The sequence below is a fragment of the Streptomyces varsoviensis genome (genome assembly GCF_000718635.1).
GTDB lineage: Bacteria > Actinomycetota > Actinomycetes > Streptomycetales > Streptomycetaceae > Streptomyces > Streptomyces varsoviensis.
In genome coordinates, this window is the sequence record NZ_JOBF01000001.1 from 365,277 (window position 1) to 381,233 (window position 15,957).

The window sequence follows — 15,957 nt, forward strand, 5'->3', positions numbered from 1 at the left end:
CCGACCCGCCGCCCGCCGCCCGGCGGTGCGCCGGTCACGGACCGAACGCCCTCCGGGCAAGTGAAACGAAGCCCAAAGCCGCTACTGCGACGGCAAGTTGGGGTTGGGTGACCCCCGGCCATCCGGCCGCTGGTCGTCCGGCCGTTGGTCGTGCGGCCGCTCGGCCCGTCCGGGCCGCCTGCCGCACGCCGTCCGTCGCGCACTCGCGGTGCGCCTGCCCCAGGGGGTGGCAGGGCGGGGCAGTGGCAGGGGCGGGGCGTGTGCGGCAAGTCGAGTCCGGAGCCGAGCACACGCGACGCGCTGCGTGCGGGGTGCTAAGCGTTGGTCGGTGCGGTGCGGTGCGGTGCGGTGCGGTGCGGTGCGGTGCGGTGCGGTGCGGTGCGGTGCGTGCGGTTTGCCGGCTCGGTTCACCGAACCGGCGGGATGGGCCATCACCTCATTGGCGAACCCTTCCGGTCAGCGCCACGCGCTGGGCCCACGCGTCAGACCTGCGGCCGGGCCCCGTTCGGGCCCCTAACCGGACTCGTCGGCCGGTCCGTAAGCCAGATCCGCCAACCGGATCCGCCAACCGGCCCCACCGACCACAGCCACCGCCGAGTTTCGGCCGCCGCGCCCGCCGCCCAGGCCACGTCAGGCCCGCCGCACGGGCCCGCCCGTCAGGCCCGGTGGATGAGTATGTCGCCGATTCCGGTGCCGGCGTGTACCTCGACGGTCTCGTCGGAGGTGCCGGGGCCGTCCGCCGTGTTCAGGGAGTTGCGGACGCTGCCGACGCCGGTTCTCACGTCGAGCCAGGCGGCGGTGGCTTCGCGGATGCCGATCTCGACGTCGCCGATGGCGGCTTGGATCGTGATGTTGCCGCGCGCGACGTCGCCGACGCGGATGCCGCCGTTGGCGGACTTGGCGTCGACGTCGGCGTGTGCGACATCGACGGAGATGGCGCCGTTGGCCGCGCTCACTCGCAGGTCGCCGGCGGCCTCGCCGATCTTGGTCTCGCCGTTGCCGTTCTTGACCTTCGCGGTGCCCTCGAAGGTGCCGACTTCGACCCGGCCGGAGCCGATGACCTCGGCGTCCCCGCTGAGGCGGGCGGCGCGGATGTCTCCATGGCCCGTCTTGAGGTAGGTCTCCGCCGCCTCGTCGACCCGCAGGTCGCCGAATGAGGTCTTGAGTCGGCACTCTCCGAGGCGGCCGGTGCAGAGGAAGTCGGCCATGGGTGTGGTGCCGTGGAGGTCGGAGTCGGCCGGCAGCTCGACGCGTACGTCGATCGAGCCGGTCTTGCCGAACAGTGAACGCTTCTTGGACCCCTTGACCAGCAACTTGCCGTCCGCGTATGTGACCTTGGTCTGCTGGGCGGCGCGCACGTCGGCGTCCTCGGCCGCGTTGCTCGGCAGCACCTCGACGACCGTGTCGATGCGCTTGGTCGCGACGATCCGGGCGGAACCGACGTCGAACTCCAGGGTGGCGGAGATCGGTTCCGGGGTGTCGAAGGTAGGCATGGCTGTCCCGTCCTCATGGCTCAGGTTGCGTTCCCGCTGGTGAGGCGGGTGAAGGAAAGTAGTGCCCGAACGTCGCTCCGGTCGGCCCGGTCAGCGGACCCAGCCCGTGAAGCCCTGCCGGCCCATATGGCGGCCGCGCCCCGGCGGCCGGCCGCGCTCGGCGGGCTCCAGGGCGGCGGCCACGGCCCGTACAAGCCAGGCGTTGACCGACAGCCCCTCCTGCCCGGCCGCCTCCTCGACGCGGGTCTTCAGATGCGCGGGAAGCCGCAGATTGACGCGCGCCGTGCCGCCGTCGTCGCCGTCCGAGGCCGTGAGGGCCGGTGCCGCGGGTGGCCGCGCGCCACCGGGCGGGCCCTCCTCTATCCCGACGTCCTCGAACCCCTCAAGGGCCGGCGGCGGCGTCACGACGAACTCCGGATCGAGCCCGCGCAGCCGTACGTCGACCGAGCCCGGGGCCAACTCCTGCGTGACCTCGCCCATGGCGCTGGACAGCGCGTTCAACAGCATGAGCCGGACGGCCGACTCAAGAGGCGTGGTGAGACGCTCGGCGAGCTCGCGCGCCTCGTCCCCGCCCGTATCCGCGGCGACCGCGAGTTCGTGCCGGAGGTTGTCGACATACGGCGTGAGGTCCATGACGCCATCATGGCACCATGATGGCGTCACCGCAAGAGCTGCATGGCGCAAGCCTGGCGCCAGGCGGCAAATGGCCAGCTCCAGGCCGCGAACGGTCAGCGTCAGGCGGTGAATGACCATCACAAGACCGTTAACGGTCAGAGTCAGGCCGCGAACTGTTGGCACCAGGCCGCGAATAGCCAGACGGCTGGAATGGTGGAATGGCCGGTGTGTCAGGCGAGCGGGATGACCGTGCGGTACTTCCCGCCCGGCGCCTGGCGGGGCGGCTCCTCGGCCCGTTCGATGGTGACGCCGCCCAGGTGGTTGTCGGTGAGCAAGCGACTCAGCTCACGGCGGGCGGCCTCCCACACGCTGTCCGGGTCGGCGCCGGCGGCCGGAAGCAGCCGCACCCGCAGCGTCGTGCGCGCGGTCTGCTCGATCTGGAACATCTCGACTCCGGGCGTCCGGTCGAAGAGCGTGCCGAAGGCCAGCGGGGCGAGACTCACGTTCCCCCCGTGGCCGTCGGGGAAGGTGAGGACGTCACCGGCGCGCCCCTGGACGCGGACGGCGGGCAAGAGGTTGCCGCAGGGACAGGGCTCGGGCCGGACGAGGACGCTGTCGCCGAGGTCGTAGCGGAGGAACGGCTGCACCCGGTTGGCGAGGTTGCTGACCAGGACGGTGTGCGAGAACTCCCCGGGCGGCGTGGGCCGGTACTCGGCATCGACGGGCTCGACCACGGCCCAGTCGCTGTTGACGTGGTACCAGCCCTCGGCGCAGCCGTAGCTGAGGTACGCGCACTCCGTCGCCCCGTACACCGTGCCGACCCTCGCGCCGAAGGCGGCCGCGATGCGGTCCGTATCGCCCGTGGTCATCGTCTCGCCCGCCGGCTCGACCAGGAGCGGGTCGATCCGCAGCCGGCCCGCCTCCTGCTCGGCCGCGAGCAGCATGATCGTGCTGGCGTAGCCGATGACGACGGCCGGGCGGTACGCGTTGAGCCGGGCCACCAGCTCCGCCATCGGAGTGTGCACCGAGAACGCCCGGATCAGCTTCGCGCGCCAGCCGCCTTCGCGGATCATGCGGGAGTACCCGGCGAACCCGGCGTAATGGCCGCCGGTGGCGACCAGTTGGGCGAAGCGCCCGCCGCGGGCCGTGGCCCGCAGGACGCCGGCGGGGCCCAGCCAGGTCGTGAGCGCGCGGGAGGTCAGCGCGGAGGTGACGGCCATGTACCCGTCGTCGAGCAGGAACAGGCCGCGCCGGCCGCTGGTCCCCGACGTGGTGGCCACCATGTGCTTCCCCAGGAACCGGTGGCCGATCAACTCCGGGTCGTCGGCGAAGGCGGACACCTTCTCGTACGTGATCTCGCGGTCGCTCACCCAGTCGTCGAAGCTCGCCATCAGCTTCTTCTTGTCGGTGACCGGCAGCAGCGCCGGGTCCGCCACGCGCTCGGGCAGGCCGCGGTACAGCTCGCGGTAGTAGGGCGATGTGGCGCGGGCGTGGGCGACGATGTCGGCCAGCCGGTCCTCCTGGCGCCGCGCGATGGCGGACAGGCCCTGGGCGCGGGCCCGGCGGATGTCCCGGCCCAGATGTGACGCGCTGTCACTCATGCGCCGCACACTCCTTCCGCGACCGGGCCGCGCCCTGTCGACTGTCGGGCTGTCCCGGCTGTCCCGGCTGTCCCGGCTGTCCCGGCTGTCCCGGCTGTCCCGGCTGTCTCGGACGTTTCGGCCGTCTCTGCTGTCCCGGCTGTCCTGGACGTCGCAGTCGTCTCGGCTGTCTCGGGGGTGGGCCGGTAGCCGGCTTGCCGGAGTACGGCCAGGAGGTACGCCTTCACCTCGGCCGTGTTGGTGGCGCCGGGGTGGGCGGCAAGGTGTTGCAGGGCCGCGCCACTGAGCAGTTGTTGCAGGACGTCCGGGTCGCTGTACGAGGGGAGGCTGCCCGCCGCGCGGGCCTGTTCGAGCGTGGTACGGACCGCCTGGCCGCGCGGTCGGCCATGGGCGCTGTGGTAGGCGCTCAGCAGTTCGGGCAAGTCGTCCACCGAACCGTAGAGGCGGCGGATCAGGCGGCGCGCACGGGGCCCGCTGAGGTGCTCGGCCCAGTCCGTGGCCATCGCGTCGATGTCCGGCCAGCGCCACGCCGCGGCGTCCGTCTCCCGGTACTCCCACTCGATCGCCCGTACCAGCAGCTCCGTGAGGTTCGGGAAGCGGCGGTACACCGTGGCGCGGGTGACCCCCGCGCGGCGGGCGATCTGCTCGATGCTCGTCCAGCCGATGCCGCGTTCGATCAGCAGATCGAGGGCGGCCGCGAGGATCGCCTCGTCCGCCTCGCGACTGCGGGGGCGACCCGGGGGTCGGGGGCGGGTGGACCGTACGGATGGGTCGGCGCCGCGTGCGCCGTCGTCGTCAGGCTTCACGCGGAAACAATACAGTGCAGATCTGTATCGAAACCAGAGAGGGGTGGGAGATCGACGGGTGCGGCGCGGCCCGGACCTGGTGGGCGGCGGCGCGCCGCGAGCAGGTGGCGGCGCTCTTCTAGCACCGGGTGGCGGCCTGGTCGACGGGGCCCGCAGGTACCCTCTGCACATTCACGCGCGGGCCGTCGGGCAGCCCGTGATGCCGGCGGCTTGCGCCGATATCTTCGTCGAAAGGTCGACGCCGTGCCCACTGCCAGGTTCTTTTTCGACGCGGGATCAGGCGCGGTCCTCTGGGTGCCTCTGGAGGACTGGGAGGTGTGGGGGCAGCCGGTTGTGCTGGACCGACTACCGATCAGTCACGAGCTGCGCGACGAACTGAACAGGCTGATAGCTCGCTACGACACGTCGTTGAACTGGGACTACCCTCCGCACCCGGGGCCGTGGCGGGAAGCGGAGTGCCAGGAATTCAATGCGGCGGTACGCCAGGCGGTCGGCCGCCTCCGTGTCGAACTCGGTCCCGAATGGCGGATTTGCGACGAGTACTTCGAGCTTCACGAAGACCCGGACCTCGACCGTTATCTGGCCGACCCCGCCGGATTCGTTCGTATCTGATCCTTCTTACCTGATCTTGGGTCGGCCCGCCCTCCCGCTCACGCCTGAAGAATGCCCCGTATCGGCTGGTCACGGGGCCGGCCAGGGTGCGAAAAACCGCGTGGCTGCCAGGTCTGTGTGCGGGTATTGTCCGGTCTTCCGACTCCCGATCCCCGCCGTAGCGGGGGCGACCTGCGTTCAGAGAGCGATGCACATGACCAGCCGGCGAGCGACGACGACCCTGTGGCGCCCCACCGGCCCCAAGGAGCTGGATCTGGTTCGGGAGCTGAACTGGAGGGCGTGGCCGCCTCGGCTGCCCGAGCAGCCGATTTTCTACCCTGTCCTCAACGAGGACTACGCGGTCAGGATCGCGCGGGACTGGAACGTGAAGCACGATGGAGCCGGCTTCGTCACTCGTTTCGAGGTCGAGTCGGAGTTCCTGAGCCGGTACCCCGTCCAGCAGGCGGGCGGGCGGACGATCCTCGAACTCTGGGTTCCGGCCGAGGAACTGGACGACTTCAACGCCCACATCGTCGGTGAGATCCAGGTGGTCCACGAGTTCCGCTGAGGCAGCCGGAGCTGTCCCGGGATGTCCCTGGAGGGCCGGGTGTTGGGCTTCAGGCCGTGGAGCACGTCACAGCAGCCCCGCCAGCGGCAGGACCCGGTCGGTGAGCCGTCCGCGCAACTGGCCTTCTGTGGTGTCGGTTTCGGTGAGCCAGTCGGCGGTGACCAGAAGGTCGGCGTGCGTGCTGACCTGGTCGGGGGGGAGATTGCAGAACGCTGCGACCTCCGCCAGGGGGAGGCCGCCGTCCTCCGGGCGTCCGAGACGGCCGTCGGGGCGGGTGTGGGCCGCGGTGTAGAGCGCCAGGAGCCGGGTGGTGGCGCCGAGCCTCTTCTTGCGGAGCTTCCGGTCGCCCACCACTTTCTGGGCCCAGCCGGAGACCCTCGTGCGATGGTTCTTGCCGAGGGCGAACGGGCGGGACTGCTCGGGCAGCAGTGTGGGGACGGTGACGGCGGTGGGGGACTCCGGCCGGGAGGCCATGGCGTCGGCGATGGTACCGGGCAGACACAGCCAGCCGGCGTCGATCAGTTGCTCCAGCACACGCTCGGCATCGCCCTGGAGCCAGGAGGTCAGGTCCTGGCCCGTGACATTCCCGGTGCCGGCGCGTGCGGCCCGTAGGGCGATCATGAGTACGGCCAGGCGTACTTCGGCCTCGGGGTGCGGGGAGTGGGTGGCGGTGTACTCCAGCACGGCTCGGGCGTGCACGGCCTGAGGGCGGGTCAGCAGCCGCTCCACCACCGGGCCGTCGCCGTCCTCCGGGTCGCCGGTCACGTGGCCGGTGCGGTTCTGATGCATTTCGAGAGTGGTCCGCGCGGCCAGTTCGGCGCGCTGGGCCTCGTCGTGCAGGCTCTCGTCGCCGCTCACGTCGGCCCACAGCGCGAAGGCGCGGGCTTTGCGTTCGTGCAGGGTGGCCAGCAGGGTGAGGTCGGGTTCGGGGCGCCGCTGGTAGGCGCGGAAGGCGTCCCCGAGCGCGATGAGTTCCATGCGCAGGACGGCGGGTTCGAGGTCGTGCGGCACGATCCGCTGCGCGATCTTCCCCGTACGCCGTGCCCGTCGCGTCGCCGCGCCCGGCGACGTCCTGCGGGCGCCCGGCACGGAAGCCGGTGCGGCGGCGGGTGAAGACGAGGCTCCGGCGGGGGACGAGGCCCCGGCGGGGGAAGCCGACGGCCTGGCGGAGGAGGCCGAAGCCCCGGCGGGGGCGGAGCCGAGGTCGGAGAACATCGCCGCGATGCCGCCTCCCGCTCCCGCCGTGCTGCCCGCAGGGGCCGTACCCGGCGCCCCCACCCGCTGGTCCGCCCCGGCCGGGGTCGTACACTCCGGGGCCGTACGCTCCGGAGGCGCGGCGGTCTCCAGGACGCGGCAGTTGGGGGTGGCGGCCGCGCAGCGCGCGCACATCTCCGCGATTCGCCACAGCCTTCCGGCACGGTCCGCGCAGACGGCCAGGACCACCGGGCCGCCGCACCGCACCGTGTCCGACGGTCGCGTCCCGTCGCGGCGTCCGGCGTCGGAGGCGGGGGTGTGCCACGCGCAGTCCGCGGCGCGGCACGCGCACCACGCCGCGGCGCGCGGGCCGCCGCCCTCGCGGATACGGGCCAGGTGCGCGTTGACGTGTGCGATCGCCGCCTTGCGCCCCGCGGCGGTGCCATCGGGGAAGCGCTGCTCGGCGCAGGCCGGGCGGGAGCAGGAGACCCGGACCCCGCCGGCGGAAGGGCGCCCGTAGGGATCCAGGCGCACTGTCCACACCCGGCCTGCGACACGCTCGCCCTGCCGTGCGCCGGCTTCCACCGCCATATGCGTACTCCCCATGTCGCTCGATCCGTTGCCCCGTGTGATCCCATCATCACGGATACCGCCCCCCAGCATCCGCAGAACGGAACTTCAGACCCCGCGCGCCCTGCCGCCTTTCCCTCTGCGCCTCCGTACGGAAGGCCACTGCCCGGCCCGGCAGCAGGGGGCGGTGCAGGGGGACGAAGGTGGGGGCGGCGTGGGCGTCGAGGATGATGGCGGTGGGGCGCCGTCCCCGAGACTGGCACAAGGGGATTTCGAGTGGGAGCTGAATCGTTTGCAGGACCGGGCCCTCTGGCCGCTTTTCCGTGGCACATATTTGTGACGGGTTGCGGGTGGTTGATATTCGGAGCGGTCTTCGCTGTCACGGACCTCCTCGCGTTTCGCCGAAGAGTGACAGCTTCCGCTCGTTGCCTGGCGGTTCATGATGAACCCGCTGGTGTGGTGCGGCACTTATTGGAGTGTGATTCCCGTGTGGGCGGGGAGGACACGGTGCTGCTTCGCACCAAAGGAATCAGTGTCGAAGTCGGACGCCCGATCTCCATCTCCTACGACCCGAAGAGGGTGCACGAAATATATGTCGCAGACCGGCACCCTCGATTCGCGTACCTGCGGGCAATTGTGGGCTCGGCGCTGATCGGCATCTTGTTGATCGGCTATGCGTTGGTCCGGTGGGGTCTCTCCTGACCGCTGCCGGCATAGGCCGCAGCCGAGCACGACGGAGGCCGGTTCGCCGAGGGGGCGGGGTGGGGCCCTCCGTTCGGAGGGCGGCATGCCGACAGGGCCGGGTGCCAGTTGGCACCCGGCCTTATCGCGGGCGGGGGAGCGGCCCGTCGCCGGAGGAGGAAGTGGCGGACGCGCTGATGGTGGCTCCGGCACGTACACGTGGGGGAACGTCGCCCCCTCCGCTCAGCGTCCGGTCGGGGCGAGGCGGGTGAGGAGGGTGGTGAGGATGTCCTCGGGGGTGTGCATGTCGGCGATCAGTTTTGCGGTGGTGGCGGCGGCTTCGGAGAAGGACGGGTCGGTGAGTACGCGGTCGACGGCCTGGGCGATGTCGCGCGGGTCGGTGACGACCGCGGCCGCGCCGATGTTGGCGGCGCGCTCCGCGTTGAGGGGCTTGTCGAGTCCCAGGGGGAGGACCACCATCGGGAGGCCCGAGCTGAGGGCGGCCAGGACCGTTCCGGCGCCGCCGGAGGTGACCACCACGTCGACGCCGTCGAGCAGACGGCTCATCGGGACGAACCCCACCAGGTGCACGCGCGAGGTGTCCACGCTCACGCTGTCCGTGTCCGCGGCCGGGTTCACGGCCACGATCGCGTTGACGTCCAGCGCCCCCAGCGAGTCGACGATCGCGGCCAGCGTGTCCGGATCGTCGACGACGGTGCCCAGGGTGACCAGTACCCGCGGCAGGTGTTCACGGCCCGGGAACTCCGGCCGGGACCAGGAATTCTCCTCTGCCTCCGACATCTCCGACGTCTCCGACTCGTAGGCCGCCGAACGCACCTCGATACGGTCCGGCGACGCCGTCCAGTCGTCCCGCTGGAGGCACGCGGGCCAGGGGTCGATCAGGGCCAGCGGGGCGGTGGGGGAGAAGCCGCGCTCCCGCATCCGCTTCGCGGCGGCGGCCTTCATCGCCTCGTGGGAGTCGGTCGCGATGGCGATGCCGACGGCGTGCGAGACCCACGGCACCTCCAGCCGGGCGGCCACCGCGGGGCCCAGGAAGTCCGCGTAGTCGGCCACGATCAGGTCAGGGCGGAATTCCCGCGCCACCGCGATCGACTCGTCGATCCCGAGGTCCACCCGGGCCCCGCCGAAGAACTCGCCGACCGTCTCCGCGCTCGTGTCCGTCCACGCGTCCGCACCCGTACGGCGCCGCACTTCCCCCATGATCGCCTCCAGATCCGGGCCGGCTGCCAGGGTCTTCGCGGGCGCGACCACGTCGGCCATGGAGCCGTGGGTGAGTACGGCCGTGTCGTGCCCCGCCTTCCGCGCCGCCCGCTCAAGGGGCAGCAGCGGCAGGAGGTGCCCGTAGGCGGGCATGCCGGAGAACAGAATGCGCATGGTGGTTCGGTCTTCCTGTCGGATCAGGGTCGGAGCGCCGGTGCTCGGGCCCCTGCCACGGGGGGCAGGGCCCGCGCGGACGTGCTCCACGGTCCGCGGCAGCCGGGTCGCGTACGTTCGGCCGGTACGGTCCACGGCGCGGCTCCCGACCATTGTGCGAGGTCAGAGCGGTGAGACAGCGCTCATACGGTGCTCACTCGGCGTCGACAAAAACCGCTTCCGCTCACCGTCCGCCGACCGGGCAGTTCGCCGGGGAGGGGGCCGTCCATCCGCGAGAGCTGTCCATCGGCGAGAGGCTGTCCATCCGGGAGAGGCTGGCCGCCCGGGAGAGGCTGGCCGCCCGGGAGAGGCTGTCCATCCGGGAGCGGCGGAGCACCGCCCGGCCTCCGTGATCGCGCGGCTCCTATGCTGGTGACGGCGCCGGGCTTCCCCGTCCCCAGCGCGTACGCCCGATCCCTTCCCCACCAGGAGCGGGACGACGACCTTCCGCTCCAGGAGCGGGACGACGGCCGAGGCACGGATGAGCAGGAACGACGATGACGATGAGCAGCGGCGGCGACGAGCACCAGCGACGATGAGCGGCAACGGCATGACGTCGCTCGGCGATCCGGCGAACATGACGACGCTCGGCGATCCGACGAACACGACGACGCTCGGCGACCGGCTCAAGCAGACCCGCCGCGCGTCCTTCGTCGGCCGCGACGAGGAACTGCGGCGCTTCGGCCGGGCGCTGGACGGCGGCCCCGACGCGCCTCGCGTGCTGTTCCTGCACGGCCCGGGAGGCGTCGGCAAGTCCGCCCTCCTTCAACGCTTCGCCGACGCGGCCGAGCTGAGGAACCGCCCCGTCGTCCAGGTCGACGGCCGCACCGCGCCGACCGACGCGCGCGGCTTCGACCACGCCGTCCGCCCCGCGTCGCGTGACCCGCGCGCCGTGCTCCTCATCGACACCTTCGAGGACCGCGGGCACCTGGAGACGTGGCTGTTCGACGAGTGCCTGCCGTACCTGCCGGACGGCACGGTCACCGTCGTCGCGGGCCGCCGGGCGCCCGACCCGGCCCGGCTCGCCGACCCCGCCTGGGCGGGGCTCCTCGACGTGCTGCCGGTGACCGCCCTCGAACCCGCCGAGGGCCGCCTCTTCCTCCTGCGGCGCGGCGTCCCCGAGCCCCTGCACCACGACATCCTCTCCTTCACCGGCGGCCATCCGCTGGCCCTCGCCCTGGCCGCCGCCGCGACGCGGCACACCGGCCCCCAGTCCGGCATGGACCAGCCGGCCGCCGTCGACTGGGCGCCCGGCCAGGACGTCATCGCGGCCCTGCTGCGCCACCTCGTCGGCGAGCCCCCCAGCCGGGCCCACTGGGCCGCCCTGGAAGTGTGCGCGCACGCCCACATCACCTCCGAACCACTGCTGCGCGCCCTCCTCGGGGAACAGGGCCGCGAACTGTTCGCCTGGCTCAGGGAGCAGCCCTACATCGAGACCACGACAGCGGGCGTCCACCCGCACGACGTGGTCCGGGAAGCGCTCGAAGCGGATCTGCGCTGGCGCGACCCGGACGGCTTCGCCGATCTGCACACCAGGCTCAGGCAGTACATGCTGGAGCGGGTCGGCACGGCGGCGCCCGCCCGCTTCCTCCAGGCGGTGGGGGAGCTCCAGTTCCTGTACCGCACGGACGGGTTCATGGCCGATACGCACCGCTGGCACCCGTACGGGCTGGTGGAGGACCTGCCCTACCGCCCCGACCACGAACCGGTGGTGCTCGAACTGGCCCGGGACCGGGAGGGAGCGGAGTCGGCCCGCGCCGCCGCCTACTGGCTCGCGCGGCAGCCCGAGGCGTTCCGCGTCCAGCGCGTGCCGCCCGCCGAGGACGTCGCCGGATGGTCGGCCTGGCTCAAACTGGCGGCCTTCGACGGCGAGTCACAGGACCCGGTCGCGGCCGTGGCCTGGGAGCACGTCCGCCGGCACGGCCCGCTGCGCGCGGGAGAGCACATCGCCATGGCGCGCTTCCACATCGGCCGCGGCACCTACCAGCGGCCTTCGCCCGTGATGGACCTGGTGCTGTGGCGCATGCTGGGCGAGATCGTCCGGGACGAGAGGCTCGCCTGGACCTTCATCGTCATGCGCGACGACGGCTTCTGGGACCGGCACCTCCTCCACTGCGACATGCGGCCCGTCGAGACCACGGTGGAGACCGGAGGCCACCGCTACCGCCTGTTCGCCCACGACTGGCGCCCCCAGCCCGCGGACTCCTGGCTGGCGGAGAAGACGGACGAGATGCTCGGCACCGCGCCCGCGGACCCCGCGCCCGCCGCCGCGCAGGGCGGCGACGCCCTCATCCTGACCCGGGCCGAGTTCACCGCCGCGGCCCGCTCCGCGCTCCGCACCCTCCGCTGGCCCGACGAACTGGCCCTCAACCCCCTCCGGAACAGCCGCCTGGTACGGACCCACGCCATGCCGCTGGCGGACGTCCTCCACAACGCCATCCACCGGCTCCCGCTGGAGCGGGGCGGCGAGAAGAGCCACCGCGCCGCCATGGCCGCGTTCGTCGAGGGGGCCTCGACCCAGGAAGCCGCCGCCCGCCGGCTGGGCCTGCCCTTCAGTACGTACCGGCGTCACCTCGCCGCCGCGGTGGAGCGGATCATCGACATCATGTGGCGTCACGAGATCGACGGGACGCCGCTGCGGCGACCGGGAGCGCACTCCGCCGAGTGACCCCCGGGGCGGCGCCCGAGCGGACCGAGCGCTGCGAAACCGAGCCGATCGATGGCCCGCTCCTCTCCCTCGTACCGTTCGTACCGCCCATAGCGCTTCCGCAAATTCGGTTCCTTGTAGCGGCCGACCTCCTTGTGCCAGTTCTTGATGCCGCTCATCCAGTCCTTGAGGCCGTCCACGTACCCTTCGAGTTCCCGGCCGACGGCCGGGCCGTGGGCCGCGCACAGCAGGGGGAGTTCCTTGGCGACGAGGTGCTCGAATTGCCGCATCCGGGAATTGATCAGGTCGATGACGATATTCCTGGCCTGTTCCGTGGTGCAGTCGAAGAATTGCCGGACCACGAGCACGCCGTTGTGCAGTTCGCCCTCGAACTCGATTTCCTTCTGGAACGACGTGCAGTCGTTGAGGAGCGTCGCGTAATCCATGGCGGCGGCTTCGATGCTCTTGAGCGTGGTGGTCGCGAAGAGCTCTGGCGGGACCTTGCGACCGCGGCCCAACTGGCCGAGGAGGATGGTCAGCTCGGACCCGAACGTCTTGCGCCGCATCTCGATGTAGTCCACCGGGTCGGGCACCCGGTTCAGCTCCGCGTTGGCGAACTCCCACCACCAACTGTCGATGAACTCGTCGCACGCCCGCCGGAACCGCTCCCGCTCCTGTCGGCTCATCGTCGCGGTCGTACGGGTCCACAGCTCCGTCAGGGCGCGGGTGGAGGCGTCGACGGGCGGCGGCGCGGGCGAGCCGTCCACCGGCAGGCACTGGCGCGCCTGCTCCATGTACTGGCGCAGGCCGACCGCGTCGTGGGCGGCGTTGAAGGCCGGGGTGCGGTCGTCGGCGTACGTGCCCCAGGTCAGCCATCTGGCGCTGGTGATCAGGTCCTCGGCGGAGGCGTCCGGGTCGAGCCCCGCGGAGCACAGGGCGAAGTCGCAGGAGTCCAGGACGTCCTGGGTCCACCGGCCGTCATCGGGCACTCCGGGCGTCGGCACGGTGAGGCCGGTCCGCCGGGCCCATTCGGTCAGGTCCCGGCGCGCCAGTTCCAGATGCGGGTTGAGCCGCAGGGCGTACGGCATGTGGAGTTCCGGCGCGGGGGTCGGGCCGACCCGCTCGTACGCGGGGAGGCGGAAGGAGCGCGCCCGGGTGCTGACACCCTGGAACGGCGCCCGGGCCACCCGGGCGGCGGCCGTCCCGATCCGTCCCGCGCCGATCCCGCGGGGCCCCGGCGGCGACCACGGTGCCGCGCCGCCGCACGTGCCGTCGCCGCCGTTCATGTACCGGCTGGAGCGCAGGTGCCATTCGTGGCCGCCGCTCTGCCAGTCCGTCAGCCCCTGCGCGTACGCGAGCACCCGCGCGCGGTCGTCGGGCGCGAGGCCGTACTCCTCGAAGAGCGGCGGCAGTTCGGTCAGGGCCGTGTGCTCGAACTGGTGCAGCCGCGAGGTCAGCAGGTCGTTGACCGTGTCGGCGGCCCGCTGCGGGCCGTACCCGAAGAACCGCTCCACGACGAGCACGCCGTTGCTCAGCTCGCCCTCCTCGGTGATCTCGCGCTGGTACGAGAAGAGGTCGTTGCGCAGGTGCACGGCGTCCGCGAAGGCGTCCTTGAGGACGCGCAGCGGCCGGCTGCGGGCCACGGCGTCGGGCACCTCGGTGCCGTTCGCGAACTCCACGAGCCCCGCCGACCAGGGGGCGCCGCCGACCTTGCGGCGCATCTCGATGTACTCGACCGGGTTGGCGACCCGGCCCGCGTTGATGTTGTGCAGCTCCCACATCGATTCCTGGAGGAGGTTGAACGTCGACTCGAAGAATCGTTCCCGCCACTGCGGGGACATCCGTGGCGCGGTCCTGCCCCACAGATCCGCGAGCCCGGCCTCGACCGGATTGCCCGGCTCCGGCATGGGGGAGCCGTCGCGCGGCATGAACAGCGGCAGCCGGTCCAAGTACGCCTCGGCGCCCGCGATGTCGCCGGTCCGCTTGAACGTCTCCACGAAGTGGTCGTCGAAGAAGAACACCCACACATACCAGTCCGTGACGGTGTCCAGCGCCTCGGGGGCGGCGTCCGGGTGGGTGTAGGCGCACAGCAGCGGATATCCGTGGGCGTCCAGGTCCGCCTCCTCCCACACCCCCGAACCCTCCAGCATCCCCATGCTCCGGGCCCACGGCGCGGCGTGCGCCTGGGCGCGGGGCAGGCTGGGGTTGAGCCGGGCCTGGTACGGCATGTAGAAGTCGGGGAGTTCGAAGGGCTGCACGGTGCTTGGGCCTCCAGCGAGCGGTGACACGAAATAGCCGCCTGCGAACGTAGAAGCCCCCGCCGAATCGCCGCACCGTTCCGCACGGCAAACCACACGTACGAGTGTTGCCCGATCAGCCGTTCATGCTTAATTCACCGGAGTTCACCGGAGTTCACCGCAACCTAGTGGAATCCACCGGTATCCACCGGAACTCACGGGAGTTTGCCGGAGCTCACCCGTGCTCGGCCACGGCTCACTCCGGCAGGGGCCCCTGGGCGGCGTCCGCTCTCCGCGGCTCCGCACCGGCCGGCAGGCCGCCGCCGCCCGCCGCCGTCAGCCGCTCCCACCCCAGCACCGTCAGCGCCGCCGCGCTGCACACCCCGCCCACCAGGAACGTGCCGCGCACCCCCACCACGGGCAGCAGCGCGCCGCCCAGCAGCGCGCCGAGGGCCACGCCCGCGTTGTACGCGCCGGAGTTGGCGGCCAGCGCTATCTCCGTACGGCCCGGGGCGGACTGGAGCACGCGCGCCTGCGCGGCCATGAAGACCGGCCCCAACGACGCCCCGAGCAGCGCCAGCATCGCCACCGCCGCCGCCCGCCCGCCGCCCAGCGCGTACAGCCCGAGCATTCCCAGCGTCTGGGTGGCGACGGGGACGGCGAGCGTGGCCCGGGGGAAGCGGTCGAGCAGCGGACCGGTGACGGTGACCCCGAGGACGCCCGCCACCCCGGCGACCATCAGCAGCGTGCTCACCGATGCCGTCGAGAAGCCGCTGACATCGCCCAGGAACTTCACGATGTACGTGTAACCGGCGAAGGCCCCCGTCACCGACAGGGCCGTGGTCGCCAGGACGGCCCCGAACCGCCGGACGTCCGGCTCGGGCCCGTACGCCGCGGCCCCCTCCTCGGGCCGCGAGGTGGGCAGCAGCGCCGCGATCACCACCAGCGACACCGCGCCCAGCCCGGCCAGCACGACCAGCGGCACCTGCCAGCCGCGCTGCTGGCCAAGCCAGGTCCCGGCCGGGATGCCGAGGACGAGCGCCAGCGAACCGGCGACCGACAGCAGCCCGATCACCCGCCCGCGCACCCGCCGGGGGAACAGCCCGACGGCCACGGGCCCCATCACCGCCCAGAACAGCGCCTGGGCGAGGGCGGTCACCATCCGGGCGACGAGCAGCAGCCAGTACGAGGAGCCCGCCGCCGAGACCAGGCTCGCCACGACCAGCGCGCCCAGCAGCGCGGTGAGCACATGGCGGCGGGGCATGGCGCGGGTGGCGTGCGCTATGGGAAGGGAGACCACGGCCACGGTCACGCCGTACCCGGTCACGAGGCCGCCGACGGCCGACAGCGACACCTTGAGGTCGTCGGAGATCAGCTCCAGCACGCCGATCGGGAGGTTCTCGGTGGTGTTGAAGGTGAACGCGGCCAGCATCAGGGCCGCGACCACGGCCGCCCTGCGCCACAAACCTGTCCCGCGCCCCGAGCCCGCCTGTGCCGCCGCCATCGCCGGACCTCCGTCG

Annotated in this window: 11 protein-coding genes; 3 read left to right on the forward strand and 8 right to left on the reverse strand. The window is 72.1% G+C overall.

The genetic code is table 11. The annotated features are described in order from the left end of the window. Positions 1 to 656: 656 nt before the first annotated feature. The 4 genes from IF55_RS01620 to IF55_RS41115 form a co-directional block, all read right to left on the reverse strand. On the reverse strand, positions 657 to 1,493 hold the full coding sequence (locus IF55_RS01620) for a DUF4097 family beta strand repeat-containing protein (protein WP_030881618.1): 837 nt from the start codon (positions 1,491 to 1,493) through the stop codon (positions 657 to 659). 90 nt (positions 1,494 to 1,583) lie between these two features. After that, complete coding sequence (locus IF55_RS01625; RefSeq protein ID WP_030881620.1) at positions 1,584 to 2,126, reverse strand: hypothetical protein; 543 nt, start codon at positions 2,124 to 2,126, stop codon at positions 1,584 to 1,586. A gap of 212 nt (positions 2,127 to 2,338) precedes the next feature. Next, entirely contained in the window at positions 2,339 to 3,709 is a 1,371-nt protein-coding gene (locus IF55_RS01630; protein WP_030881623.1) for a phenylacetate--CoA ligase family protein, read from the reverse strand. Next, complete coding sequence (locus IF55_RS41115; RefSeq protein WP_063763820.1) at positions 3,706 to 4,515, reverse strand: TetR/AcrR family transcriptional regulator; 810 nt, start codon at positions 4,513 to 4,515, stop codon at positions 3,706 to 3,708. The genes IF55_RS01630 and IF55_RS41115 overlap by 4 nt, the downstream gene beginning before the upstream one ends. Positions 4,516 to 4,758: 243 nt before the next feature. Here IF55_RS41115 and IF55_RS01640 point away from each other — a divergent pair, with 243 nt between their 5' ends. Together IF55_RS01640 and IF55_RS01645 are read left to right on the forward strand one after the other, a co-directional pair. After that, on the forward strand, positions 4,759 to 5,127 hold the full coding sequence (locus IF55_RS01640) for a hypothetical protein (protein ID WP_037964349.1): 369 nt from the start codon (positions 4,759 to 4,761) through the stop codon (positions 5,125 to 5,127). Positions 5,128 to 5,320: 193 nt separating this feature from the next. Then, entirely contained in the window at positions 5,321 to 5,674 is a 354-nt protein-coding gene (locus tag IF55_RS01645; RefSeq protein ID WP_037964413.1) for a hypothetical protein, read from the forward strand. Between the two features lie 66 nt (positions 5,675 to 5,740). Here IF55_RS01645 and IF55_RS01650 read toward each other — a convergent pair whose 3' ends face one another. Together IF55_RS01650 and IF55_RS01660 are read right to left on the reverse strand one after the other, a co-directional pair. Continuing rightward, positions 5,741 to 7,402 (reverse strand): hypothetical protein, encoded by a 1,662-nt coding sequence (locus IF55_RS01650; RefSeq protein WP_342668250.1) that lies wholly within the window; start codon positions 7,400 to 7,402, stop codon positions 5,741 to 5,743. Positions 7,403 to 8,362: 960 nt separating this feature from the next. After that, positions 8,363 to 9,514: a glycosyltransferase gene (locus tag IF55_RS01660; protein ID WP_048831403.1), complete on the reverse strand. Its 1,152-nt coding sequence runs from the start codon at positions 9,512 to 9,514 to the stop codon at positions 8,363 to 8,365. A 520-nt stretch (positions 9,515 to 10,034) separates the two neighbouring features. Here IF55_RS01660 and IF55_RS01665 point away from each other — a divergent pair. Further along, positions 10,035 to 12,221, forward strand: coding sequence for an ATP-binding protein (locus tag IF55_RS01665; RefSeq protein WP_078643366.1), 2,187 nt, complete (start codon positions 10,035 to 10,037; stop codon positions 12,219 to 12,221). Here the strand turns inward: IF55_RS01665 and IF55_RS01670 are convergent. Continuing rightward, positions 12,167 to 14,428, reverse strand: a complete 2,262-nt coding sequence (locus IF55_RS01670; protein WP_398244183.1) for a terpene synthase family protein — start codon at positions 14,426 to 14,428, stop codon at positions 12,167 to 12,169. The genes IF55_RS01665 and IF55_RS01670 overlap by 55 nt on opposite strands. A gap of 265 nt (positions 14,429 to 14,693) precedes the next feature. Then, on the reverse strand, positions 14,694 to 15,941 hold the full coding sequence (locus IF55_RS01675) for an MFS transporter (RefSeq protein ID WP_048831405.1): 1,248 nt from the start codon (positions 15,939 to 15,941) through the stop codon (positions 14,694 to 14,696). Between the last annotated feature and the right edge of the window lie 16 nt (positions 15,942 to 15,957).

Bases quoted from the DNA above. Each gene is read 5' to 3' on its own strand.
- IF55_RS01620 (WP_030881618.1), bottom strand. From the start codon at position 1,493: ATGCCTACCTTCGACACCCCGGAACCGATCTCCGCCACCCTGGAGTTC.
- IF55_RS01625 (WP_030881620.1), bottom strand. From the start codon at position 2,126: ATGGACCTCACGCCGTATGTCGACAACCTCCGGCACGAACTCGCGGTC.
- IF55_RS01630 (WP_030881623.1), bottom strand. From the start codon at position 3,709: ATGAGTGACAGCGCGTCACATCTGGGCCGGGACATCCGCCGGGCCCGC.
- IF55_RS01645 (WP_037964413.1), top strand. From the start codon at position 5,321: ATGACCAGCCGGCGAGCGACGACGACCCTGTGGCGCCCCACCGGCCCC.
- IF55_RS01660 (WP_048831403.1), bottom strand. From the start codon at position 9,514: ATGCGCATTCTGTTCTCCGGCATGCCCGCCTACGGGCACCTCCTGCCG.
- IF55_RS01665 (WP_078643366.1), top strand. From the start codon at position 10,035: ATGAGCAGGAACGACGATGACGATGAGCAGCGGCGGCGACGAGCACCA.
- IF55_RS01670 (WP_398244183.1), bottom strand. From the start codon at position 14,428: ATGCCGTACCAGGCCCGGCTCAACCCCAGCCTGCCCCGCGCCCAGGCG.
- IF55_RS01675 (WP_048831405.1), bottom strand. From the start codon at position 15,941: ATGGCGGCGGCACAGGCGGGCTCGGGGCGCGGGACAGGTTTGTGGCGC.